The 24,910-nt window shown below is 27.5% G+C and carries 36 protein-coding genes; 34 read left to right on the forward strand and 2 right to left on the reverse strand.

Translation table 11 applies throughout. The annotated features are described in order from the left end of the window. Window positions 1-18 precede the first annotated feature (18 nt). From CSPA_RS13220 to CSPA_RS13250, 8 genes are all read left to right on the forward strand, one after another. On the forward strand, window positions 19-300 hold the full coding sequence (locus tag CSPA_RS13220) for a hypothetical protein (protein ID WP_015392794.1): 282 nt from the start codon (window positions 19-21) through the stop codon (window positions 298-300). A 1-nt stretch (window position 301) separates the two neighbouring features. Continuing rightward, window positions 302-469: a hypothetical protein gene (locus CSPA_RS30130; RefSeq protein WP_015392795.1), complete on the forward strand. Its 168-nt coding sequence runs from the start codon at window positions 302-304 to the stop codon at window positions 467-469. A 243-nt stretch (window positions 470-712) separates the two neighbouring features. Continuing rightward, window positions 713-1,795 (forward strand): Ig-like domain-containing protein, encoded by a 1,083-nt coding sequence (locus CSPA_RS13225; RefSeq protein ID WP_015392796.1) that lies wholly within the window; start codon window positions 713-715, stop codon window positions 1,793-1,795. A gap of 392 nt (window positions 1,796-2,187) precedes the next feature. After that, a complete protein-coding gene (locus CSPA_RS13230) occupies window positions 2,188-3,360 on the forward strand; it encodes an Ig-like domain-containing protein (protein ID WP_015392797.1) in 1,173 nt (390 codons plus the stop codon). Between the two features lie 104 nt (window positions 3,361-3,464). Further along, on the forward strand, window positions 3,465-3,701 hold the full coding sequence (locus tag CSPA_RS13235) for a hemolysin XhlA family protein (protein WP_015392798.1): 237 nt from the start codon (window positions 3,465-3,467) through the stop codon (window positions 3,699-3,701). Between the two features lie 19 nt (window positions 3,702-3,720). Next, the gene (locus CSPA_RS13240) at window positions 3,721-4,155 is read left to right on the forward strand and encodes a hypothetical protein (RefSeq protein ID WP_015392799.1); all 435 of its coding nucleotides are present in this window, start codon (window positions 3,721-3,723) and stop codon (window positions 4,153-4,155) included. A 69-nt stretch (window positions 4,156-4,224) separates the two neighbouring features. Beyond that, window positions 4,225-5,016: a GH25 family lysozyme gene (locus CSPA_RS13245; RefSeq protein WP_015392800.1), complete on the forward strand. Its 792-nt coding sequence runs from the start codon at window positions 4,225-4,227 to the stop codon at window positions 5,014-5,016. 125 nt (window positions 5,017-5,141) lie between these two features. Then, entirely contained in the window at window positions 5,142-6,374 is a 1,233-nt protein-coding gene (locus tag CSPA_RS13250) for a hypothetical protein (RefSeq protein ID WP_015392801.1), read from the forward strand. A 52-nt stretch (window positions 6,375-6,426) separates the two neighbouring features. On the opposite strand, the gene CSPA_RS13255 is transcribed toward CSPA_RS13250, so the two are convergent. Next, the gene (locus tag CSPA_RS13255) at window positions 6,427-6,738 is read right to left on the reverse strand and encodes a hypothetical protein (RefSeq protein WP_015392802.1); all 312 of its coding nucleotides are present in this window, start codon (window positions 6,736-6,738) and stop codon (window positions 6,427-6,429) included. 167 nt (window positions 6,739-6,905) lie between these two features. Continuing rightward, window positions 6,906-7,784: a hypothetical protein gene (locus CSPA_RS13260; protein ID WP_015392803.1), complete on the reverse strand. Its 879-nt coding sequence runs from the start codon at window positions 7,782-7,784 to the stop codon at window positions 6,906-6,908. A gap of 423 nt (window positions 7,785-8,207) precedes the next feature. Here CSPA_RS13260 and CSPA_RS13265 point away from each other — a divergent pair, with 423 nt between their 5' ends. From CSPA_RS13265 to xseA, 26 genes are all read left to right on the forward strand, one after another. Beyond that, complete coding sequence (locus CSPA_RS13265) at window positions 8,208-8,645, forward strand: hypothetical protein (RefSeq protein WP_015392804.1); 438 nt, start codon at window positions 8,208-8,210, stop codon at window positions 8,643-8,645. A 158-nt stretch (window positions 8,646-8,803) separates the two neighbouring features. Next, window positions 8,804-9,289: a hypothetical protein gene (locus CSPA_RS13270; protein WP_015392805.1), complete on the forward strand. Its 486-nt coding sequence runs from the start codon at window positions 8,804-8,806 to the stop codon at window positions 9,287-9,289. A 276-nt stretch (window positions 9,290-9,565) separates the two neighbouring features. Further along, a complete protein-coding gene (locus CSPA_RS13275) occupies window positions 9,566-10,852 on the forward strand; it encodes a helix-turn-helix domain-containing protein (protein ID WP_015392806.1) in 1,287 nt (428 codons plus the stop codon). A gap of 68 nt (window positions 10,853-10,920) precedes the next feature. Beyond that, the gene (locus tag CSPA_RS30135) at window positions 10,921-11,085 is read left to right on the forward strand and encodes a hypothetical protein (protein WP_015392807.1); all 165 of its coding nucleotides are present in this window, start codon (window positions 10,921-10,923) and stop codon (window positions 11,083-11,085) included. Window positions 11,086-11,630: 545 nt separating this feature from the next. Then, window positions 11,631-11,804, forward strand: coding sequence for a hypothetical protein (locus tag CSPA_RS30140; RefSeq protein WP_015392808.1), 174 nt, complete (start codon window positions 11,631-11,633; stop codon window positions 11,802-11,804). A gap of 216 nt (window positions 11,805-12,020) precedes the next feature. Next, window positions 12,021-12,317: a hypothetical protein gene (locus tag CSPA_RS13280; protein WP_015392809.1), complete on the forward strand. Its 297-nt coding sequence runs from the start codon at window positions 12,021-12,023 to the stop codon at window positions 12,315-12,317. Beyond that, complete coding sequence (locus CSPA_RS13285; protein ID WP_015392810.1) at window positions 12,314-12,742, forward strand: hypothetical protein; 429 nt, start codon at window positions 12,314-12,316, stop codon at window positions 12,740-12,742. The genes CSPA_RS13280 and CSPA_RS13285 overlap by 4 nt, the downstream gene beginning before the upstream one ends. Beyond that, complete coding sequence (locus tag CSPA_RS13290) at window positions 12,699-13,175, forward strand: hypothetical protein (protein WP_241393442.1); 477 nt, start codon at window positions 12,699-12,701, stop codon at window positions 13,173-13,175. The genes CSPA_RS13285 and CSPA_RS13290 overlap by 44 nt, the downstream gene beginning before the upstream one ends. Next, the gene (locus CSPA_RS13295) at window positions 13,166-13,591 is read left to right on the forward strand and encodes a hypothetical protein (protein WP_015392812.1); all 426 of its coding nucleotides are present in this window, start codon (window positions 13,166-13,168) and stop codon (window positions 13,589-13,591) included. The genes CSPA_RS13290 and CSPA_RS13295 overlap by 10 nt, the downstream gene beginning before the upstream one ends. 274 nt (window positions 13,592-13,865) lie before the next feature. Continuing rightward, window positions 13,866-14,531 (forward strand): hypothetical protein, encoded by a 666-nt coding sequence (locus CSPA_RS13305; RefSeq protein WP_015392813.1) that lies wholly within the window; start codon window positions 13,866-13,868, stop codon window positions 14,529-14,531. After that, window positions 14,482-14,895 carry a hypothetical protein gene (locus CSPA_RS13310; RefSeq protein WP_015392814.1) on the forward strand — a complete coding sequence of 138 codons (414 nt, stop codon included), beginning with the start codon at window positions 14,482-14,484 and terminating at the stop codon, window positions 14,893-14,895. Before CSPA_RS13305 ends, CSPA_RS13310 begins: the two co-directional genes overlap by 50 nt. Further along, window positions 14,888-15,259 carry a hypothetical protein gene (locus CSPA_RS13315; protein WP_015392815.1) on the forward strand — a complete coding sequence of 124 codons (372 nt, stop codon included), beginning with the start codon at window positions 14,888-14,890 and terminating at the stop codon, window positions 15,257-15,259. Before CSPA_RS13310 ends, CSPA_RS13315 begins: the two co-directional genes overlap by 8 nt. A 167-nt stretch (window positions 15,260-15,426) precedes the next feature. After that, a complete protein-coding gene (gene efp, locus CSPA_RS13320; protein WP_015392816.1) occupies window positions 15,427-15,984 on the forward strand; it encodes an elongation factor P in 558 nt (185 codons plus the stop codon). 176 nt (window positions 15,985-16,160) lie between these two features. Then, a complete protein-coding gene (locus tag CSPA_RS13325; protein ID WP_015392817.1) occupies window positions 16,161-16,529 on the forward strand; it encodes a CD1247 N-terminal domain-containing protein in 369 nt (122 codons plus the stop codon). Window positions 16,530-16,669: 140 nt separating this feature from the next. Next, window positions 16,670-17,620 carry a stage III sporulation protein AA gene (spoIIIAA, locus tag CSPA_RS13330; RefSeq protein WP_042314685.1) on the forward strand — a complete coding sequence of 317 codons (951 nt, stop codon included), beginning with the start codon at window positions 16,670-16,672 and terminating at the stop codon, window positions 17,618-17,620. Next, the gene (gene spoIIIAB, locus CSPA_RS13335; protein ID WP_015392819.1) at window positions 17,608-18,126 is read left to right on the forward strand and encodes a stage III sporulation protein SpoIIIAB; all 519 of its coding nucleotides are present in this window, start codon (window positions 17,608-17,610) and stop codon (window positions 18,124-18,126) included. The genes spoIIIAA and spoIIIAB overlap by 13 nt, the downstream gene beginning before the upstream one ends. 15 nt (window positions 18,127-18,141) lie before the next feature. Beyond that, a complete protein-coding gene (spoIIIAC, locus tag CSPA_RS13340; protein ID WP_015392820.1) occupies window positions 18,142-18,339 on the forward strand; it encodes a stage III sporulation protein AC in 198 nt (65 codons plus the stop codon). A gap of 11 nt (window positions 18,340-18,350) precedes the next feature. Then, entirely contained in the window at window positions 18,351-18,734 is a 384-nt protein-coding gene (gene spoIIIAD / locus CSPA_RS13345) for a stage III sporulation protein AD (RefSeq protein ID WP_015392821.1), read from the forward strand. A gap of 9 nt (window positions 18,735-18,743) precedes the next feature. Further along, the gene (gene spoIIIAE / locus CSPA_RS13350) at window positions 18,744-20,003 is read left to right on the forward strand and encodes a stage III sporulation protein AE (protein ID WP_015392822.1); all 1,260 of its coding nucleotides are present in this window, start codon (window positions 18,744-18,746) and stop codon (window positions 20,001-20,003) included. 3 nt (window positions 20,004-20,006) lie between these two features. Next, window positions 20,007-20,606, forward strand: coding sequence for a stage III sporulation protein AF (gene spoIIIAF / locus CSPA_RS13355; RefSeq protein WP_015392823.1), 600 nt, complete (start codon window positions 20,007-20,009; stop codon window positions 20,604-20,606). 12 nt (window positions 20,607-20,618) lie between these two features. Continuing rightward, window positions 20,619-21,233: a stage III sporulation protein AG gene (gene spoIIIAG / locus CSPA_RS13360; RefSeq protein ID WP_015392824.1), complete on the forward strand. Its 615-nt coding sequence runs from the start codon at window positions 20,619-20,621 to the stop codon at window positions 21,231-21,233. Between the two features lie 39 nt (window positions 21,234-21,272). Then, window positions 21,273-21,788 (forward strand): SpoIIIAH-like family protein, encoded by a 516-nt coding sequence (locus CSPA_RS13365; protein WP_015392825.1) that lies wholly within the window; start codon window positions 21,273-21,275, stop codon window positions 21,786-21,788. A gap of 100 nt (window positions 21,789-21,888) precedes the next feature. Then, window positions 21,889-22,269, forward strand: a complete 381-nt coding sequence (locus CSPA_RS13370) for an Asp23/Gls24 family envelope stress response protein (protein WP_015392826.1) — start codon at window positions 21,889-21,891, stop codon at window positions 22,267-22,269. A 136-nt stretch (window positions 22,270-22,405) separates the two neighbouring features. After that, window positions 22,406-22,801, forward strand: a complete 396-nt coding sequence (gene nusB / locus CSPA_RS13375; protein WP_015392827.1) for a transcription antitermination factor NusB — start codon at window positions 22,406-22,408, stop codon at window positions 22,799-22,801. A gap of 71 nt (window positions 22,802-22,872) precedes the next feature. Beyond that, window positions 22,873-23,721: a bifunctional methylenetetrahydrofolate dehydrogenase/methenyltetrahydrofolate cyclohydrolase gene (locus CSPA_RS13380; protein ID WP_015392828.1), complete on the forward strand. Its 849-nt coding sequence runs from the start codon at window positions 22,873-22,875 to the stop codon at window positions 23,719-23,721. Then, window positions 23,711-24,910 carry an exodeoxyribonuclease VII large subunit gene (gene xseA, locus CSPA_RS13385; RefSeq protein ID WP_015392829.1) on the forward strand — a complete coding sequence of 400 codons (1,200 nt, stop codon included), beginning with the start codon at window positions 23,711-23,713 and terminating at the stop codon, window positions 24,908-24,910. The genes CSPA_RS13380 and xseA overlap by 11 nt, the downstream gene beginning before the upstream one ends.

A 24,910-nucleotide genomic window follows, 5' to 3' on the forward strand; every position in this document is an offset into this window, starting at 1 on the left:
TTAAGGAGAAATGTAAATATGCAAACATTGATAATTTATGACAATACAGGAACTATTTTTAGTTCACCGATAACAGGAAGTTATAAAAAACCACAAGGAGATTTAAAGTATTTAGAAATAGAACTACCAGAAAATAAAGTTCTAAAAAGTATTGATACAAGTGAAACACCAAACATACCAATACTTGAAGATATACCTAAAACAGATTTAGAAAAAACACAAGATCAATTGCTAGAAACTCAAGCTCAATTGGCAAATTTACAAGAACAAATATTAGTAAAAGAAAATGGAGGTAAGTAAAATGGATTTAATCATGGAAAATCTTATTAACAACAAATTTTATGCAACTAAGGATGATGTAGAAAAGAAGCTGGGGGTATTCTTCGCATTTAATGTAATTACACAGGATGAATATACAAAGTTGATGCAATTAGCAGAGAGTAAATATACTGAAACTAATGCATCATAGTTAGAACTATCAATAAAATAAGTGTAGATAACATTAAAGACTTAGATAAAAAGTCTTTTTTTGTTATCCATTTTAAGTAAGATAGTATAAATATGGATAATTAAACATGTAAAAATTTACTGAATTTCTTAGATATAAAGGAATTTGTATTACGATTATTGTTGGATTTAACAGGTATTAGAACTAAAATAAATATATGGAACGCGCGTTCATTTATTATTGAAAATAAGGGAGAAATGATAAATGAAAAATTACTTTAAAAAGTTTAGTATAATGTTTGTGATGTCTTTGACACTTATGCTAGGGTGCTGTGTCAATGTTTTTGCGGCAGATGATTTTGTAACAGGAACTACTAATTTAAACAATACTACTGAAAATAGTGCAACACGTGGGGTACAATTAACAGCTCCAGAAAAAGGCTGGAAAAGATACGATAATAATTATTCAGGAGTAAATTATACTGGAAATTGGCAAACTAATGATAATGCTAGTGATTTTTATAATAAATCTCTAAAATTTTCAACTGATGTAAATGCAAAAATAACATTTTATGCTTATACATCAAAGATTAGATTTATATCTCCAATTACTATGTATTCATGGAGTGATGATGTCAAAATTAAAGTTGACGATAATGAATATACGTATAGTCATTATAATAGTACTTCTATATGGCAGACTATAGTATGGGAAAATTTAAAATTGGAAAAGAAAATTCATAAAATAGAAATAACTAATCCTAATAATACGTTATACTGGTCAATTGATGCTATCGATATAGCTGAAGATGGTTATATTGTATCAAATGATGAATCAATAACATTAGATAAATCAACAATGAATCTAACAGAAGGGGAAACAGGACAATTAATAGCAACAACAACTCCAGCAGGGGCACAAGTGACATGGAAATCAAGTGATCCTTCAATAGCAACAATAGAAGTAGATCCTACTAATGGTAAAATTACAAAGGTAAATGCACTTAAAGAAGGAACTTGTACAATAACAGCAACTATAGCAGATGGTAGCAATTTAAGTGCATCATGTACTATAAATATAACTAAAAAAACTGAACCAACACCAGATAATCCAACAACTGATTCAAAAACAGGTGCAATCTTAATAATAAACTTAACAGATGGAGAAACAAAAGTATTTGATGTTTCAAGCTCAGAAGTTGATAAGTTTAAATCTTGGTACAATAATAAATCAGAATTCGAAAATAAGTTGACATATGTATTTAACAAGACAGTAAATTCAAACATATCAGTTGAGGAAGATGTTGTACATAATCAAATAACATCTTTTGAAATAAGAAAATATTAATATGTATTTTGCTATGATGACACTTGCAGTAATGTAGGTGTCTTTTAATATTAGTGCGTACTAGGAAGATGAGGTGCACAAAATAAAATAGTAAAAACCAATAAATTAGTAGTAATGAAGGTAGATTGAGTAGAAATATTTAGTCTATCTATTATTTTTGTATTTAAGGCTTACAAAATTATGGATAGTATTGGTATATAAATAATGTAGCTATATATAGTGTGTATTTTATACAGTTTTATGACAGGAAAAGACATTTTTTAGGTCAAAAGCCTAATATCAATAAGAATGTGAATGAGTACTTATTCTATTTAATTTCTATTTTCTTTGAATGATTAGAAATTACATGTACACTATATAAAAAATAATTATTAAAAAGGGAGAAATGATAAGTGAAAAATTACTTTAAAAAGTTTAGTACAATGTTTATAATGTTATTAGTTGTGATAGGTGTTGGAGTGATTCAAAATGGAACTGTAGCTAATGCGGCTACTATTGGGGAGCCATTGACTTCACCAGAAGCTGGATGGACAGCTGTTGATGATACTGATAGTAAAATAGTATCTCCTAAAGGAACTATTAATAACTATACAGAGCGCTCACATTACAATCGTTCATTAAGAATTGTTGCTGGAATGAATGGTAAAATAGTCTTTCAATTTTATGGAACTAAGTTTAGAATAATTTCTGAGATATCAAGTTTAAGAAGTAGTAAAATAAATGTAAAGATTGATGGAATTAATGTGGACAATATCACCATGCAAGGAAATACTAGTGTGAATCAAGCTCTTGTATATGAAAAATTAGGGCTACCATTAACAATTCATTATGTTATTTTAACTAATGTAGATGGTGGCATTGCAAATACGAATATGGATTTAGATGCAATACATTTAGATGATAATGGGTATTTGGTACCATATGTTGAATCTATATCATTAAATAAAACATCACCTATCTTAACAGTAGGTGATTCAAGGCAATTAACAGCAATAACCACTCCATTAGGCTTGGATCTAACTTGGACATCAAGTAATTCCAATATAGCAAGAGTAGATTCAACAGGAAAAGTTACTGGAGTAGCAGAAGGAGCAGTAATAATAAAAGCTACCACAGAAAACGGATTAACTGAAATATGCACAGTACCTGTAATGCCAAGAGGAACTGATCCAAATCTAGAACCAAGAGAATTAGAGTATATAGTTAATACTGCTCGTGCAAAAGGTGATAATACCAATAATCCTGGTGGAGAGGTCACAATTATATTTCATGGATCATCTGACACTACATTGAGTTTAGTAAAAACAGCAGATGTAAAAGATGTATGGATAGGAGATAATTTCACATATACTCTTGTTATAACCAATACTGGGTCAAAGACAGCTAAGGCAGTAGTGGTTAATGATCCAGCACCAAACCATATTGATTTTAATGTTAGTGGAGTAACAACTACTCAAGGAACAGTTGATTCAAGTTCAACATCTAAAAATATTATAGTTAATGTTGGTGATATACTACCTGGAGGGACAGTAACAATTAAAATTCCTTCAACTGTAATAGCATAAATTGACTGTTTTAAAAGATAATTAAATATAAAGTTTGTAAAAGATACTTGCAGAAATGTAGGTATCTTTTTATTATAGAAATTTATTAGAAAAAGAGGTGCAACATGAATGACGAATTGGTAAAAGATAAATTAGAGAGGTGTGAAACTAGACTTAATAATCATGGTGATAGGCTAGATAAACTTGAACAGGATGGAAGAGAGCTTAAAACAGAACTAAAGAACTTATGTGAAAATCTTAAAAATTTAACAAGTATGATGAAGTGGTTCATAACTGCTATTGGAGGAGCTTTAGTAAGCTTCTTTTTTTATGCAGTTCAAGCAGGAATATTTAATAAATAAGAAAGAGAGTGATATAAAAATGATAAAAGCATTAATAACAATTTTAGTGAAATTAGTAGAGGCTAAGTTAGAAAAAGCAGGAGTAGAAACATTAATTTTAAAGAATAAAAATTATATTACTGTAGCTAAGCAAATATGGGATATGGTAGATGAAAACTTTAGAATTTCACAATCTATTGAGGAAAAAGTATCATCAAAGATAGATACATTTAATCTAGCATTATTAAAAGAATTTCCTGAGTTGAAACAGGATGATATTGATAAATTAAGACAATCTGTTGCTGGAAGTGTTAATGCTGGCAAACAAGCTGTATTAGATAATTCAACAATTTTAAAACAGCTACAAGAAAAAAATGATAAATTAGCTTTAGAAAATACAGATCTAAAAAATAAGTTAGCCAACATAAATGCTCAATCCACTGTAGTAAATACAGTTCAAGAAACTGTAGCATAAGCTTAATATTCAGAGTGGTCTTTATGGCTGCTCTTATTTTTTATCATAAATAAGAAAGGATGATGTACAATGAAAGGTATAGATGTAAGTAATCATAATGGTAATATAAATTTTAACCAGGTAAAAATGGCAGGCGTTGAAGCTGTTTATATAAAAGCCACAGAAGGGACAACATTTACTGATAACTATTTAGAGACAAATTATTCAAATGCTCATTATGCAGGACTAAAGGCTGGCTTTTATCACTTTTTAGTTGGGACTAGTTCACCTGAGACTCAGGCAACTAGTTTTTATAACGCTATTAAGAATAAAACAAATGATCTTATTCCAATGCTTGACATAGAAACAAAATTTGATGGGTTAATGGATTATGTTATTAGATTTATAAATAAGTTTAAAGAGCTATCAAGCTTTACTATAGGAGTTTATACTTATACTGGATTTATGGATAATCTAGATAATAGAATTGCAAATTACCCATTATGGGAGGCGAATTATAATAATGATCCATGGAACTTATCAGATAATTTTTTTACAAACAGGGTTGGACACCAATACACTGAAACAGGTTCAATCAACGGTATAAGTACAGCTTGTGATATCAATGATTTCAATGAAGGAATATTAATGAATACAACCGGTTATGTAATTACAACTTATTTGCCTAATGGGTATCAAGGCAATAATGAATTTAATGGAGTGGATTCTGATTATGTACTTCAGTATTTTAAAGGCATACGTTGCTATTTCAGGGGGAATGAAAAAGGGGTATGGATAGAAACACAAATATTACCTTTAGAAAAATGTAGAGAACTCCAAAAAGTTCTAGGAAGTTGGTTCTATTCAATAGAAACAAAATAATTTGATAATATTAGTATTTTTAGGGCATGGGAGAAATCCTATGCCCATTTTTTGCATTTAATTATATATTGTAGTAAATTATTTTGTGAGTGCATACTTAATAATTTTTAAGGAGATATTTAATTATGGATACAAAAAAACTTATGAGTCAAAAATATGTACAAGTTATTATATCAAAATCAACTAATAAAAAAGGAGATATAAATGCTGTTGGGACAACCTTGATTGCAATCAGTATAAGCCTAATTTTATTATTTTTCTTTATGTTAGGATATTCATTTTTTTATGGAATTTATTTCGGTAATGGTAAAGATAATATTTCTTTGCTAGAAATAGGGTTAAATATTATTCCGATAGAGCCTAAATTTGCAATAACTTTAGGTGTCTCAATGTTTATAATAAGTACTCTGTTTATTATACCAATAAAAAACTTTGTATTTAAAAGAGGAGTAATATCAAAATTAATATATCTACTTTTAATTTGCTTTTTTTCAATAGTAAGTATAGGGGCGCTAAAGGCTTCATTTAGAGGAACAGTATTATTTAATTTTAATGATATTTATATGATTTACATTCCATTGATTATTCCATTACTAATATTCTTCTCACTTTATATAGCTGACTGTTTGTTGAAAAAAAGATTTCTATTTATAATATCTCTAATAATAACGATCCCATTGATAAAAATAGTAATATCTCAAATTATCAATTACACTAAATTTGATCTTAGAATATGGCTTCTACTATTTCTTTTGAGCGTTATTATGATTTTAATAATTGACGATATATTAGAGTTGATTTCTAACTTTTTTGTGAAAAGGCCATTTATTAAATTAAATAAAGAAATAAATACAGTTATATCATTTTTTACTTCATTTATATCGTTAATAAAAGAGTCTAAATTAACGAAAATTGCAAAAAAAATTAAACTTAGATTAGATATAGTAAATATTAATAAATCAATTAACTGGGATGAGTTAATGTTATCATTGATAATGTGTATAGCAATCATGGCTATTATAAGTGCACCGTCAATTTACGCATCATTAGGTTCGTTTTATGGTACGAATTACGTTAGTAATAATACACAAATAATAACCTATTCAAATAGAGGAGTTGAATTTCGAAAAATAGGGTATGTAATTGGATGCAAGGATGGAAATTATTACATATCAGAACATCCTAATAGAAATTTACTTATTATAAAGGCGAGTGAAGTTACAATAGAGAGTCATATAATTGGTTGGCAAAATATTAAAGACAAATGGTACTACTTTAATTCAGATGGAGAAATATTGATCAACGCAGAAACACCTGATGGATATAAAGTTGATGAAACTGGGGCATGGATTAAATAAATAGTAAAAATGTATTTAAGGGCATGGGAGAAATCCTGTGCCCTATTTTTTATTATCTTCTTTTACTAGAGTGAGTTTTATTTATAGTTGGTTTGTTAGAATGACTATTTTTTGAATAAGTTTTTGTTCCATATTTTCCAGTCCAAGGATTATAATTTCCTTTATAATCATAATTGTTTTTGTGTGTAGAATCTTTTGTTGTTCTCTTGTAAGGTTGTACTTTTGTTCCATTATGTTTGGTATACCCACTAACTGATGTATAAGACTTAGAAGATTTAGCATAAGCAGGTGTTGCAGGAACTGAAACTAATACAAAAGTTGCTATTGTAAGCAATGGAATTATTTTTTTAAATTTTCTAAACATAATTTTCCCCCTTGTAAAGTAGATTTGTAGATAGTTAAATTCACAATTAAACTACCAATGCTATATAATTTTAGCATATACTTACAATAAAAAAAAGAAAATAAAAAGCAGTAGCCAGGAGCAATCCACTACTGCTTATTTATATGCAATTGCCGTAAAATTTTATACTATAAACTCTCCCATTTTTTGCAAGCTGAGAGAATTGTACTTTCTATGCGTCTTGGAAATACTAATTTATTATCTAAATAACTCTCCCATTCTTTCTGAGCTTTTATAATAAATTCGCTATGTTTATTTATAATGGAAGTATCTCGTTGAGCCGATGGTGTTAACAGTAAGCGTGATGGAAATCCTTCTGCATAATACATCATTGGGTTTGTTAATTCAAATGGATCTGATGTAATTACATGTGGTGAATTTTCCCAACGATCTAGAAACCTAGCATCAAATTTTATGGTAGCATATTCTGTAAAAGCACCACGAGTATGTGTCTCAATAGTATATCCGCCATGATCAAGCCCTTCAAAATTGATAGGATCAATGCTATCGCGAGTTAAATTAACTATTATATCACTTTTGGATTTAGACAATTCTGAATATTCTTTTCCTGTACGCGATAGAGTTTCTTTATATCCTATATTATATTCTGAAAGTGCTTGAATAATAATAAGGTGTAAAGTGCAAATATAATTAAAAGCTAAAATCCCTTCAATGGTATTAAATCTTTTTAATCTTTGAACTGTATCAGATGCATCTGCAAAGAGCTCATCTAATATGTCTTTATCTTTTGAATCGTTGAATGCAGATAACCTATTTGCAATACTATTAGTGTCAGCAATATATTCATTCATGAACGCAACATCAATAGCTTTTGTTATTCTATTACAAATTTCTTCTACTGCTGCAGTTATCATAGTTTCTGTATTTGAATTACGATTGAACAACATAGAGATAAGTGTACCAGCCGCAGGACTTCCTAAAAATTTAATTCCAACTTCTATAACTTCTTCCCAGTTAAAGGAACTATCATCTGTATCTGATGGCATATTATATTCCTCCTATATAATTTATTTACACTATTTTAATGATGTAAAATAGGCATTTAAGTTAGTATTGGTCTATAAACTGAAATTATGCATTTCTGTGAATATTTAAATATAAAATATGTATGCAAATTTTTATGTATAAGAAACTAATACAACAAAAAAGGCAGTAACCGAAGTTACCACCAGTCCATTTTGAAATATTATTTTAACATATAAGAAAGTAAAGGTATAGGGGGTAGTAGTTGGGTGAGTTAAATTAAATACTACCTCTTTTGAATGAACAATTTTAGGGTCATCGCATTATTGACAGTATTAACTCATAATATACAATAAAATTTATTTTTACATTTAAAAGGAAAAAGAAGTATTAGTATAGAAATAATATATTGTTGAAAAATATATTATAAAAGGGGATGGGTAATAATGCAAAAATTTAAAAGACTACTTGCTGGTTTTATGATGGCAATATCATTACTTGCATTTACTCCAGTGGCTGCTCATGCAGAATGGAGATCAGATTCAAAAGGTTGGTGGTATTCTGATGGTAATTCATATGCTCAATGGTGGAGACAAATAGATGGTAAGTGGTATTACTTCTATTCTGATGGGTATATGGCAAAGAATACTTGGATGGGTAGTTATTATTTAGGTAGTGATGGAGCTTGGACAACTGCACCAGCATCAAATACAAGTAGTGTAAGTACTACTAATGATAAAACTCAAATGGTTTATGTGGCAAGTAGTGGTAATGGTAAGAAATATCATTCTGATCCTAATTGTAGTAATATGAAAGGTACAAGGCACATTACTTTATCTGAAGCTCAATCGGAAGGCTACACAGCGTGTAGTAAATGTTATTAGAGACTATATATTTAGAAATAAAATTAAAAGAGATAGCGTTAGTAGGGAATCTAATGCTATCTCTTTATTAATGGGGTTAATGCCTTCATATAGAATTATTGACAAATGTTACTAATAATATACAATATTAGTATAAAAGCTTTGAGGGGGATAATAATATGGGGAATGAAATTGAAACTATGTCAAAAGAAGAATGGATGGCATCTAAAGGCCTAGTTAAAAAGAAAAGAAAAAAGAGTAAAGGTGTCTTTTACTACTTTAAGATAGTTTTCATTTTATTTATACTATTTCTAATGTTTTTAGGATGGAGAGAAAAAAATATTGAAGCAGCACAACAAAAACAGAAGTTTGAATTACAGGCTAAAAAGGATAAGATTCAAACAAATGCAATAACATATTCTAAAATTGCTATACAAAAGATGTTAAAAAGTCCATCAACAGCAAGTTTTCCTAATTCAGCATTTCAGGCAGAAGATTATAAAAAAATATTAGTTCAAGATGGAACAGATAATCAAATATGGTATATAGAAAGTTATGTTGATTCTCAGAATTCATTTGGAGCTGCAGTAAGAAGCTATTGGTCTGTAAAAATTCAAGTGTATGACGATGAAACATATAAAATACTAGATGTAGATATAAAGTAGGCTAGGAGTGATTTCCTAGCTTTATTTTTCTATAACAAGAAAATGTTTACTAGGAAAATAAATGGTAAAATGAGAATTAAAAGTTTAATTTGGGGAATGAAAAGCAGTTTTATGTTTTACTATATTTTAGTAAAATTAATATTGTAAGAAAAAATAACTCTACAATGCGCCGATTTGCCATCATGCATTGTAGAGTTTCCATAAATATAGAATTTGTTTACATAAGAGAAAATTTCTTTTTGTTAGAGTTTCTAGACTTAGAGAGGAGAAAATAAAATGTTTGACAACCAAGTTATGCCAATAGGAACAAAAATCAAAGAACTTAGGAAAATTCTAAATATGACACAAGTTGAACTTGCAGAAGGTATTTGTTCTATAAATAATATAAGTTTATTAGAGAATAATAAGCAAAAGTTAACATATAAATTAGCTGTTAGACTTGCTACAAATTTTAATAAAAAATCAAAAAACACATTAATTACAACCGAAGAATTAATGAGAGATGAAGATGATCAAGCGAATATTATTATAGAGAATAATATTATAAGTACTTTGGAAAAAATTAAAATAATAAAATCGTTCGAAGAAATGCTCGATGAAGCGGAATGGTTATTAAAAAAATACAACATTATTGATAAAAATAAGATAAAACTATATAATACAGCATCTAATTTTTACTACAATAATTATTCGTATTATAAATCATATGAAATGTGTAGAATTGGATTAACTATAGCTATTAATTGTGGTAATAAATTAGAAGAAGCAAATTTTTATATTAGTAAGGCTAGGATTAATGTAGCCTTAAAAAAGTATCTTGAAGCATTACAACAACTTGAACATGCTGAAAAAATTAATGATTTTGATAATGATGAGCTTTTTAGAAGAATATGTTTCAATAAAGCAGTGCTATATAAAAAAATGAATAAATTTGCTGAATCATTGGAGTATCTAGATAAAATAAAAAACATAGTAAATGATCAAAAAAGGATGATGGATTTAAAAACTATGTATGCAAATTGCTTGGAATGTTTGCAAGAATATGAAAAATCTGAAAAAGAGTATATTGAAATACTCGATATAGCAATGAAGCTAAATAATCAAGATTTAATAGCACTAACGTATAGGAATTTATCTGAATTACATTTTAACATGAAGAATAATAAAAATGCATTAATGTTTATAAATGCATCTTTAGAAAATAATCATAATAATTCTCACGTAAATGATGATATGTTTTTTGCAGCAAAGATATATAAAAGATTAGAAAAGTATTCAGAGGCCAAGAAATACCTTTTGCGGGCATTAGAGATAAGTGAAGAAACAGATAGAGAGAACAGCGAACTAATTGAGAATATTATATATGAATTGATATTAATTTATATAATAGAGAATGATGAAGATAATATAAATTTAATGGAACAGAAATCTAAAGAACTCAATGTAGATTATCGATTAATTTATTTGGAACTTATAAAATACTATAGGATTAAAAATGAAGAAAAGTCTATATATTTTAATAATGAATTAATAGAAATTATTAAAAAGGAAAAGAATTTTTAATGTTTTTTATCGTAATTTACATAAATATATTATAATTATATAAAATTTACATTTACAGGAGGATAGTTATGAAAAAATTATTATTGACAATGGTCGCATGTGTTGTGTTATTATCAAATGTTGCATTTGCTGCAACAAAAACTACAAGCACAACAACTGATACAAAAAGTACTATTACATCAAGCAGTGGAGAAAAGTTTCATCTAGATTCAAGAGATCCTGACGGTTGGTAAGCTAGATATTAAGAAAACTATAAAATCAAGTGAATTTATGTTTTAGATTCATTTGATTTTTTTGTTTATAAAATTATAAAAATCAAGAAATATATTAAAAAAATTTTTATATCGCAAATTATGCTAACATTTGACTTTTTAAAGTACAATAATGTAAGTAAACTTTATAGTTTTAGAGAATGTAAACAATAAAAAAATCATGTTAGTAGTTTTTGTAACAGTGATATAAGTAAAAATGTTGCAATTTAGTAAGTTAAGAGGGCATATATTGTTATACTTCTAATTTATAAAAACATTCTATATAAGTTAATGTTGCATTTTAATATAAGGAAAGTATATTAAAATCAAGTGAACTTTCTGTGTTCCACTTGATTTTTATTTATTTTCAAAATGATATATAATTATTTACATAAAAACCGTTGATGCATCATCATTTAGGAGGTAATCCGAGCAAAAAATAATAAATATACAAAAAAGGTGATTTATTATAGAATTAATTTTGCATATCTAGAAATTAAATATAATGGATAAAGGGGATAAGACACATGGCAAATAAATATACAAATGATTCAGACTATATTTTAGAGATATTAGAGGAAGAAGAAGAACGGTTATTACAAAAATTAGGAACAAAATTATATGAAGACGATAAACATTTGTTTTTTAGATATGTCTCTGTTAGAGATACAATGGAAGATATAAAACTAAAAACTATATAAATTAATCTAGAAATAAATTCAATATATTAATGAAGGAATATTAAAGGCTATGTATAAATATAAATTTTATATAAATTTTACATAGCCTTTAATATTTGCCGTCAAAAAATCGTCAAATATTGAATTCTAAAGTATTCTTTATTATTATAAAAGTTAATTTAAATAGTAAGATAAAAAGATTAAAATCCATATGATTACATTATATTATTGTAACTTATGTTTTCTTATGGAAAGGCAGTTTGCTGTGATAAAAATAAATATGGGAAAATTACAACTGTTGCAAAAAAGAATCAAATTCGTTTTGTAGAAGGAATTGATAATATTGAAAAAGTCATAATTCTTCCTAAAGAAATTAAAATAATAAATGATGATATAAGTATTTTTATAAAACCAAATGGGAAAATAGAGCAAGGTGCAACAATAAAACTTAAGGATGCCTATGGTGAAAAAAGATATATAACCATTGGCGTTGGAATAGATAGAATTGATATAAAAGATAGGAGCTATATATGAAAAAACAGGGCAGTATTTTAATTGAAGTAATGGCTTCGATTATGATTTTATCACTAACAACGACTTTTGTTGTAAGTGCTTGTATACAAAGTAATAATATAGCCAAGAAGAGAATTTTACATGAAGAGGTGGAAAGATCAGTTTGCAATTTAATGAAAGAATTTAAGTTTAATGTTCCTAAGAAAGATATATTATCAATGTTAGATAATGGTGAAGTTGGTTTTAAATATGACAAGGATTTTTCAAATAAACTCATTGAAGTGCCTATAAAAGAACTAGAAAAAGGTTCAGATATAGAAGTTAGTAAACTTCAGGATGATAAATTTGGTTTGAAATTAAAAATTAAAGCTGAGATTAAAAGAAATGATAATGATGTATTGATTGAAAAAGAATTTACTAAGAGTTGGTGGATGGATGAAGTATAAAAAAACTGGATTTACGATTATTGAATCTTTAGTATATACTTTTTTAACGACTATGATTTTAGCCTCTGGAATCAGCTTGTTTATATCAATTTATAAATCTTATGTTGATGCAATGAATTTATCAATTAAGTATAATGACTGCCAAAATTTTTTTAATAATTTAGATAGTATAGTATCAGATGGATATAGAGAAATTTTAGTACTTGATAATAATACAGTTTTGTTTTCAAACAATAATGTTAACGATAATTTAGATAAGGTGATCAAATCAAATGAAGGTAAGATCTATGTAAAATATATGAGAAATAATAGTGTAGAGACAATAAAAACTGTACTTGATGATATAGATAATATGGAAATTAAAAAGAATGGAAAATTAATATATTTTATAATTCATGATAAGGATGGGAAGGAATTTATTAAATGCTTTTAAAAAGAAGAGGCTCAGTTTTAATCAGTTCTGTAATGATACTATCACTAATGGGTATAATTGCAGGCTTTATGTTTAAGATCATGAGGAACAATAATGAACTAAGTTCATTATATAATTCAGGCATAGACAAATATGACATGAGTGAAAGTGAAGAAAAAATTCTTTATGGCTTTATGAGGAAACTCAATGAAAGCATAAAAAGTGAGGAAGATTATAAAAATATGTTCATGCAGAATTTTGAAATAGAAAGTAACGACAAGTCAAGTAATCTTAAATTTATTGTTCAAGATAATAAAATGTATTTAACCGCAAATAAAGATAATGAGTTTGATAGAGAAAGAGAAATAAATTGGAATTTTAAAAATGGAGAAATAGTATTGATTCCAACTTATGAATTTAAAGACATACAGAAATAATATACATGTATTATTGAAAAATTATAATCTTAACACTATACCAGAAATACGATACATTTTTCTGGAGCAGGCATGTGAAATTGAGCTGATGATGGTTGTTAAGCAGAGAACGAAAGTGAGTCGAGTTTCCTCTATGGCTTGTTTCATTTCAACTTGTCCAGATTTTGCATCAAAATTTAATAAAGACTGAAGTGGTTTTGTAATTGATTAATAAAGGACAATTGAACATTGATAATTTGAATATATATACTTAAATTGAAAATAGGAGTTTGAAATGAAGAAAGCTATAATTTTTGTTAATAGGAATAATTTTATTTATAATAAAGAAAAATATAGTTTCGATAAATTAAATGAAGTGAAAAGAGTACTTAAAAAGGACATAAAAATAGTTATTTTAGAGGAAGAGCTTTGTTTAAAAAAGTTTGATAATAATGCAAAAAAATTTCAACTAGCAAAGTTTGTTGATTCCTTAATAGAAAAGGAATTTCCTCAAAATGGAGATATATTATATGATTATGAAAAGAAAAATAATGTAATAGTAATATACTATATTAGAGGAGCTAAACGAATTGAAAGGTTAGCAGAAGGTGCTAAGAGGATCGAAGTTAAACCAATTCAATTGATAATTAAAGAAGTTATGAGAAAAGAGTTAAAGGCAAATAATAATAGCGGCAGGGTCTTAATAAAAATTAATGAATACTATTATTATATATCTTTTGAAGCTGGTATATTTGATCATTGTAAAGTTAAAGAAAATAAAGCTAACATAATAAATGAAATATGTGATGATATTAATGGAAAAAAAATATTTGTTGATAAAAGTGCAATTGATATTTTACCAGCAAATGATAACTTTAAAATTATTGAAATTGATATAGGGAGTTTAATAAATGAAACAATATATGAAAAACAAAAATTTTATTCCAGAAAAAGTGTATAAAGAAATACAGTTAAGTCAAAGCAAAAGGGAAATTGGAATATTGGTTATGTTTTTAATAATAAATTTACTTATGCTTCCAACTACTGCAAGCAGAATTAGTGTGAATAGAGAAAATGAGGAACAAGTTCTAAAGGTTGATAATAAAAGAAAAAATCCTGTGTATTTTAAAGATATTAATATTTGGTTAAATAATATTTTTGATGACCGTATTGAAGAAATACATGTGACTAATGGCAAAGGAGAAATAGTAGTTAAGAATTTTGATAAAATTAATGAACTAAGTATAAATCCTTTAATTAAAATAGTTGATATAAATAGTGTAAGTGAGGATAAATATAAATTAGGAGTACATCTAAATGAGTAAACTACATAAAGACATAATGATAATAATTATGATTGCATTAGTATTTGTCCAGATTAGTTGCATAAATTGGAGAGATAAAGGAAAATATATTCAAGAAAATAATTCTCAAAAGGAACCGAAAAGAAATAAAATAACTTTAAAAGAACTTAATGGGGAGTTAAAACAATTAAACTTTAATAATATTATGTCTGCAAATGAAGTTGATGGAAAATGGTACGTTAAACTAAAAATAATAGGTGACAAAAATGAATTGTTAGAACAAATAGAGAAATTAAAAGCATTTGATGTAAATGAATATAGTATTAACAAAAATACCGAGGAAAGTAGTATCATAGTTAAGGTGAGCTCAAAAGATAATATATAGAAAATATTAAAAAAATATAAAATATTATGGTAAAGTATACAGAAATAATTGCAATTATTATTGTCTTTTGATAAAATATGAGTGTTATGTCAACTATTAAGCATTTTAACTTAAAGTTTGAGGGTAAGTAACATCGTAATTAGATTATAAATTTGGAGGGATCTTTAATGATAACAGCAGGAGATATAAGAAAAGGAACAACTTTTGAATTAGAAGGACAAGTTTTTACAGTAGTAGAATTTTTACACGTTAAACCAGGAAAAGGAGCAGCTTTCGTAAGAACTAAGCTTAGAAATGTAATTTCTGGTGGAGTTACAGATACAACTTTTAACCCAACTACAAAATTACAAGAAGCTGTAATTGAAAGAAAAGAAATGCAATATCTTTATTCAGATGGTGAATTATATTACTTTATGGATCAAGAAACATATGAACAAATTCCATTAAATTATGAAAAGGTTGAAGATGCAATAAAGTTCTTAAAAGAAAACATGTTTGCAACAATTAAATTCTTTAAAGGGGATGCTTTCTCAGTTGAAGCTCCAAACTTTGTTGAATTACTAATTACAGAATCAGAGCCAGGGGTTAAAGGGAATACAACAACTAATGCTCTTAAACCAGCAACACTTGAAACAGGTGCAATAGTAAATGTTCCTATGTTCGTTAATGAAGGTGACGTTATAAGAGTAGATACTAGAACTGGCGAATACATGGAAAGAGTTTAAGTCAAACATAAGTTGCTAAGTATATCGCTTAGCAACTTTATTTATATAAGTTCAAATTAACATTGTGAATTTTAATTTGAGAAATTCCTAAAGGATTTCTTCATTAATTAATAATTGAAGATTGATAATTAGAACCGATATAGACTGATTATAAATAAAGAAGGAAGTGAAATGATATGGAAGAGCTTAGAAATGAGATTGATAACTTAAGAAAAAATTTATCTAAGATAGAAAGCAAGGAATATAAGGAATGCTTTGATAATGTGTTTGCTGTTTTAGAAACTATGAATCAAAAAATTGAAGAGTTAACTATAAATCAAGAAGCTATCGAAGAAAATATTAAATTTATGGATGATGATTTAACTAATATCCAAGATGAGTTGTTTGAAGAAGTATCTATAGATGAATTAAATGATATGGAAGATGAGTATACAGAAATCAATTGTATTCATTGTAATAAACCAATTTTTATTGAGCAATCTGCACTAAGCAATAATGATGAAATTCCATGTCCATATTGTCATAAAAATATCAAAAGCAAGTAATGAAATTTCAGTAAAAGGCAATAGAATAACATATTTATTTTAAAGGATCACCCTAAGTGTTTTTTAGGTGGTCCTTTTTGTTTTACATATTTTTATGATAATTAGTAATATTTCAGATGAATGATAAATATTAATTATATATGAGAACGATAGAGGAGGAGGCAGTGAGAACATTGAGGGATGAGGAAATAATAGAAATATTTCCACTTAAAATAAGTGAGATTATTAAGGAGAGAATTAACAAGGAGCAAGTATATGAACTTAGGCTAAAGGTTGGTAAACCAATTTTAGTTTATTCAAAGTTTGGAGAAAATCTTATAAACTATATTATCTCAAAAGAAGATATGAAAAGTATAATGCAAAAGATTTCAAATTATTCTTTATATGCATTTGAGGAAGAAATAAGACAGGGATTCATAACAATAAAAGGTGGGCATAGGATAGGTATTGCAGGCGAATGCGTTATGGAAAAAGGCGAAGTAAAGACTATAAGAAATATATCTTCCTTAAATATAAGAATTTGCAGAGAAGTTATTGGATGTTCAGATAAGATTATGAAATACATTGCTTCAAAAATAAAGATTTATAATACAATAATAATTTCACCTCCTAAATGTGGGAAGACAACAATAATAAGAGATATTGCTAGAAATATATCAAATGGAGTTTTTTCACTAGGAGTTAGTGGTAAAAAAGTGGTTGTAGTGGATGAAAGGAGCGAGATAGCAGCTTGCCATCTTGGAATTCCACAAAGTAATTTAGGATTAAGAACAGATGTCTTAGATAATTGTTTAAAGCGAGAAGGTTTAATAATGGCAATTAGAAGCCTTTCACCAGAAGTATTAATTTGTGATGAGATTGGAACCAAAGGTGATACAGAAGCACTTATGATGGCATTTAATTCTGGGGTTAATATAATCACGACAATTCATGGCTTTACTGTTGAGGATTTATATAAACGAAAAGTTTTTAGTGATTTACTTGAAAATGAGATTTTAGAAAGAGCAATAATCTTAAGTAATAGAAATGGCATTGGAACAGTTGAGAATATATATAGTTTCAAAGGCGGTGAAACTATTTGTTTAAAATAATCATTGCAATAGGAATATTCTTAATTAGTACATATATAGGTTTTATATATGGAGATACATTCAAAAAAAGACAAGATCAGTTAAGAGAGATATTAAAAGCATTAACAATTCTAGAAAATGATATTGTTTATGGGACAACTCCTTTGCCAGAAGCTTTAGAAAATCTTTACAGTAAAATAAACAATCCGTTAAATAATTTAATTAAAGCTATTGCTGACAGATTAATTAAAGGAGATGTAGAAAGTGTATATCAAGGAGCACTAGAAGAATTTAAAGGATTAGAAAATGAATTTTACTTAAATGAAGCTGACAAAGAAATAATGGCAGATTTTTTGAAATCTTTAGGGTCTTCAGGAGTTTTGGGACAGAAAAAGATATTTGCTTTAGCAGTAGAAGGCATAAGAATGAATTTAAGAGAGGCAGAAGATATTGCTAAAAAAAATATTAAGTTATATAGATATCTTGGAGTTTGCCTAGGAGCAATGATAGTTATATTTATTATATAGATTGGAGGAAGACTAATGCACGATATAAGTATTCTTTTTAAAATAGGGGGGGCTGGTATACTGTTAGTGGTTTTAGATAAGGTATTAACGAGCAGTGGAAAGGGGGAAATAGCAGCTATCACGAATATTGCAGGTGTTGTAATAATTCTTCTGATGATAATTTCAATTATAGGGGATTTATTTAGTACAGTTAAGACAATGTTTATTATGTAGGTGTAAGTATTATGTTAATAATAAAAGTTGCGTCTATAGCGCTTATAACATTATTTATCACGCTGTTATTTAAACAATCTAAAAATGAAATAAATACATTCCTTGTTTTAACGGCAGGAGCACTTATACTTCTAATAATGATTGAACCACTTAAAGAAATAATTGATTTTTTAAAACAAGTTGCTGATAAAGCCAATATTGATATGTTGTATATAGGAATTGTGCTGAAAATTTTAGCAATAGCATATATTGCCTCCTTCACTAGTGCCTTATGTAAAGATGCTAATGCAGATAGTCTTGCAACTCAGATAGATATTTCAGGTAAAATAATGATTTTAGTATTAGCAATTCCTATATTGATGGCTGTACTGAATTCCATATTGCAGATATTGTAGGTGTGTATTATGAAGATGACAAAAAGGATTACTTTGCTGGTAATAATGAGTATTGCAATTACTATAGTTGCAAGCTTCATTTCTAACTATACATTTGAAAAAAATAATTTGGCTTATGCGGCTGAATATAATGTAAACTCCAATGACAAGAGTAAAGATACCAAAGCTATAGACAAAGAAGCTAATATTGATGAATTAAATGGTGATGCAAAAGAAAAATTAAATAATTTGTATGATTATATAAGTAAAATGAAGACAGATGTTGAACTTATGAATAATCTAGAACCTGCTGAATATATTAAAGCTTATATTAAAGACGGTAAGGGAAATATTTCTTTAAATACTATGTTTAATGCAGTAACTAGTTTAGTTTTTAAGGAAGTTAAAGAAGTATTAAAACTTATGGTATCAATAGTGACAATAGCAATAATATGTTCATTGCTGAAAAATCTTCAAGAAGCATTTTCAGATGAAAGCATTTCACAAATTGCTTTTTACGCATGTTATGTACTTATGATAATAGTTTTATCAAGAAGCTTTATTATATCAATTTCAATTGCAAAGGCTGTAATAAATGACATATCAAATTTTATGAGTGCACTTTTACCAGTACTAATAACTATGATTTCTCTGTCAGGTGGAATTACTGCTGCTACTACTTTGGATCCAATAGTTCTTGGAGCAGTTGTTTTTATACCAAAGGTGTATTCAAATATTATAATTCCAATGATACTGATGGTATTTGTATTAGAATTTGCAAATAATATTTCAAATGAACATAAAATAACGAATTTATGTAAACTATTTAAGCAAATTACTATTTGGTTTCAAGGAATTATTGTGACTATTTTTATTGGAATATTGACAATTAGGGGGATTACATCTAGTACTATTGATGCTGTAACTCTTAAAACAGCAAAATTTGCAGTAGATAATTTTATTCCTATAGTAGGAAAGGCATTTTCAGATGCAATTACTTCAGTTGCTGGATATTCTTTAATAATAAAAAATGCTATAAGCTCAATTGGGTTAATTGTAATAATTCTAATTTTACTATACCCAATAGTAAAGCTTATGCTAATTACACTAATTTATAAATTGTCAGCAGCATTAGTTGAGCCAATAAGTGACTCAAGGTTAACAAAATCAATAGAAGCTGCTGGAAACTCTATGGTATTAATAATATCTTGTATTTTAACTGTAACATTAATGTTTTTTATTTTAATTGGCATCATAGCATCTTCAGGAAGGTTTATTGTTGGAGGATAAATTATGTTTATAGACGTTTTAAAGAATATTGTTATAACAATTGTAACTGTTCTAATATTTATTAGTGCTGTAGAGATAATGGTGCCAAGCAATAAAATGAAGAAATATGTAAATTTTGTATTAGGATTAATCCTTATATCTGTAATTTTAAGCCCTATAGTTAAGTTTTTATCTAATGGGGACAAGGAAATAGTGAATAGCATTAAAAGCTATGAGGAAATTTTTACTGATAACCAAAATAAATTTAAATCAGATAATGTGAGTACATTGAAGAACAATGGAAAAGAAGATACCAAGAAAGAACTGTTTATAAGGAATTTTAATAAAAATTGTGAGGATTTGCTTAAAAATAAATTTAAGGAGATGACTTTTAAAAGTGAATTGGAGTGTGATGTTGACTTTAATAATATAACTTTTAATATTAAAAAACTAAGAATAGGGATAGCTGATAGCAAAGTAAATAAGATAAAAAAAGTTAGGATTAACAAGGAAAAGACTGATAATAAAGAAGAAAATGAAGAATATTCTGAAGTGGTTAACTATATTTCAAATCAATTAGATATACCTAAAGAGAAAATTGAAATATATAAATTAGAGGAATAGGAGGGGAATCAAATGGATAAAAATCAATTTAAGAATGAGCTTAATAAATTATTAGGGCAAAAAAAAATAAAAAGTCTAATAGCAGTTTGTATAATTCTATTGTTTGTCTATCTTGCCATGGATGTATTTTTAGATACCAATAAAAATTTTAGCCCAAATAAATTATCAACAATGACAAATAAAAAAGATGATGTAAACACTTCAAATATTGTAAATGAAGAAGATGAAAAAAATTATGAAGAAAATCAAAAGAACAATTTGAAAAATATGTTAAAGAAGATGAATGGAGTTGGTGATGTTGAGGTAATGATGACTTTTGAAAATGGAGAAGAAAAGATTCCTGCATATGATAAAAATGGTCAAAAATCTGTTACTGAGGAAACCGATACTGAGGGTGGAAAACGCGTAAATAATCAAAATAATGATTCGTCAAAGGTAGTAATGACAACAAAGGATGGAAATAATGAGCCGTTTATATTAACAACCTATAAACCTAAACTTATAGGTGTTATGATTTTAGCGGAAGGTGCTGAGAATAGCAAAATTAAATATGAAATACAACAAGCTGTATCTAAACTATATAACTTAAGTTTAGATAAGGTTAATGTATATAGTATGAAGAAGTAGCATATAATTTTAAAGAAAAAGAATGGGAGGAAGATTATTATGACAAAGAAACAATGTGGGATTATTTTTACATTATTAGCATTAATATTATGTGTAGGTATGTTAGCAGCTAAGCTTAATAAGGGAGGATTAAATGATCCAACAGATTTAAGCCAAGTACTATCTACTGATAAGGCTAATAGTGATCAAGATGCGCAAGCTTTAAATCAACAAAATAATTTTTATGAAGCTAAAAGTGATAGAGAGCAAAAAGACTCATCAACAATTCAAACTTTAAATCAAATTATTTCTGATTCTAATACCTCAAAAGAACAAAAAGCAGAAGCTACAAAAGAATTGAATCAAAAAACAATGGCAAGGGATTATGAGGGTAGAATTGAGCTTGGTATTAAAAATAAAGGATATGAGGATGCTTTATGTATGTTACAAGGAGAAAAGGCAACAGTAATCGTTAAATCTCAAAATCCTCTACAAGAAAATGAAACTGTAGCAATTCAAGAAATAGTTCAAAATACATCAAAAATAAAAGATGTAATAATTCAAGTTCAAAAATAGTAGAAAAACCATAATATAATTGTAATGTTAAATTATATTTGATATAATAGACAAAAGATTATCATGTTTTGTTATTGCAAAACCTAGGAGGTTAAGTAACATGGAAGATTTAATTCATGAAGAAAATACTGGAGTTGTTAAAATTTCCGATGAAGTGGTAAGCGTTATTGCTGGAATAGCTGCTCAAGAAATTGATGGAATATTAGATAGTCAAGTAGGTGTAACAAACAATTTGACTAGTATATTTAAAGGCAAGAAAAATACTGCAAAAGCTAGTAAAGTAACTTTGGAAGAAGATAAGGCAATTATAGATATGAATATATCAGTTGAATACGGCAGAAAAATAATGGATGTTGCAGCACAAGTTCAAGAGAATGTTAAGAAAACTGTTGAAGCTATGACTGGATTAAGTGTAGAAGCTGTGAATGTTTCTGTTCAAAATATTTATTTGCCAAAAAAGGAAGAAAATGAATCTAATTAGTTTGATTTTCACCCTCTGAAATTCTCAGAGGGTGTTTCTATGCGAACAATAGATAGTTTAAAACAAGTTAAAATTGTGTATAATTAAAAATATACTTTAGATTATTGATACATATTTAGGAGGAATTATAAAATATATGAATAGAAAATTATCAAGAGAAAAAGCAATGGAGTTATTATTTGGAATCACGTTAAGCAAGGATTCAATTGAAGAAGCAATGGAAGGTTTCACAGAAAATTATGAAGGAAATATAAAGGATATTGATTTAGACTACATAAAACAAGCTTTAAATGGAGTTGAAACTAATAAAGAAGAAATTGATAAAGTTATAGAAGTTAACTTACATAATTGGAAACTAGAAAGAATATCTAAAGTAAATTTAAGTATATTAAGACTTGCAACTTTTGAATTATTACATGATGAAACAGTTCCAAGAAACGTTGCTATAAATGAAGCATTAGAAATAACTAGAAGATATTCAGATGAAAAAAGTGTATCCTTCATTAATGGAGTGCTTGATAAAATTAAATAATAGTGATTTTCAAATTTTAGCAATAGCTTGAAATAACCAGTAACATAAACTAGAAAGTAGGTAGATTATCAATGGGGCAAATTATTAATGGCAAAGAAGTTGCATTAAAAATAAAAGACGAAATAAAAGAATTTGTAGCAGCAAGAAAAGAAAAAAAACTTGCTGCACCTAAAATTGCATCAATATTGGTTGGAAACGATGGGGGATCAATTTATTATATGTCTAGCCAGGAGAAAGTAGCTACATCTCTTGGAGTGGAATTTTTAAAAGTAACTTTAAGTGAGTCTTGTAATGCTGAAGAGGTTATAAATGAAATACATAAATTAAATGAAGATAATAGTGTTCAAGGTATAATACTTCAATTACCACTTCCAGATAAGTTTGACGAAAAGAAGATTATTAAAGAAATATCACCTAACAAAGATATAGACTGTCTTACATTTGAAAGCCAAGGAAAATTATATATGGGTGAGCCAAGATTTTTGCCATGTACACCTAACTCTGTAGTAACATTGATTAAAAGCCTGAATATAGATATTACTGGAAAGAATGTTGTAGTTCTTGGAAGAAGTAATATTGTAGGTAAACCAGTAGCACAACTTTTGCTAAATGAAAATGCAACTGTTACTATTTGTCATTCAAAAACTAAAAATTTAAAAGAAGTTTGCAAAAGTGCAGATATCTTGGTTGTAGCAATTGGTAAGCCAAAATTTATTGATGAAAGCTATGTTAATGAAAATTCAGTAGTAATTGATGTTGGAACTTCTTCTTTTGAAGGAAAAATAACTGGAGATGTGGATTTTGATAAAGTAATAGATAAGTGTAGCCTTTTGACACCAGTTCCAGGTGGAGTTGGTGCATTAACTACAACTCTATTGATTAAAAATGCATGTGAGGCGTTAAAAGAAAATGAATATTAAGACGTTAACAGTTTCAGAGGTTACTAATTATATTAAAAGAATGTTAGACAATGATTTCATTTTAAGTAATCTCTCTGTAAAAGGAGAGATTTCTAATTTAAAATATCATAGCAGTGGACATATATATTTTTCTCTTAAAGATAATAATGGAAAAATTAATTGTGTTATGTTTAAAAGTAGTGCAATGCTACTTAAGTTTGCATTAGAAGAAGGCATGGAAGTTATAATTAAAGGAAGAGCTTCAATTTATCCAGCTACTGGTAGTTTTCAACTATACTGTGAGGAAATACGCAAAGAAGGTATAGGTGATCTTTTTGTTAAGTTTGAAAAGCTTAAAGAAAAATTATCTAAAGAAGGCTACTTTGATGAAGCTCATAAAAAAATTCTTCCTAAATATCCTGAAAGAGTTGGAATAGTGACTTCGTCAACAGGAGCAGCTATCAGGGATATTATTAATGTTGCAACGCGAAGAAGTAATTTAGTTGATTTGGTTTTATATCCAGCAAAGGTTCAAGGCATAGATGCCTATAAGGAAATAATTGAAGGTATAAAATATTTCAATAAAAAGAACTCTGTTGATATAATAATAGTTGGCAGAGGTGGTGGATCAATCGAAGAATTATGGAATTTTAACGAAGAAGAGTTAGCTAAAGCAATTTATAATTCAAAAATACCTATAATTTCAGCAGTTGGTCATGAAATAGATTTTACAATTTGTGATTTTGTAGCAGATGTAAGAGCAGCAACGCCATCTCAGGGAGCTGAAATTGCAGTTCCTTTAAGTAGTGATATAAGAGATAAAATAAGTGATATATCGAATAGAATAGATAAAAAGATAGATAGCAAATTGCAAAGCTGTAAAATTGAATTAAGTGGTGCAGAAAGGCTTTTGAAGCTGAATTCTCCTATAGCTAAGATATCTAATTCATATTTGGAATTAGATAAATTGCAAGAACGACTAAGATTTGTAATTAAGGCAAAACTTAAGAAGGAGAAGAGTGCAATAGAAAATTTAAATAACTTGCTATTTGCTCATAATCCTATTAATGTTATATCTAAAGGATATGCTATAATAGAAGATAATGATAACAATTTAATAACATCAAAAGAGATGTTAAAGGAAAGTAAAGAAATAAAGATTATTCTTAAAGATGGCGAAACAAAAGGGAATTTTACAACATTAGAATAG

The sequence above is a fragment of the Clostridium saccharoperbutylacetonicum N1-4(HMT) genome, assembly GCF_000340885.1.
In the GTDB taxonomy this organism is placed as follows: domain Bacteria; phylum Bacillota; class Clostridia; order Clostridiales; family Clostridiaceae; genus Clostridium; species Clostridium saccharoperbutylacetonicum.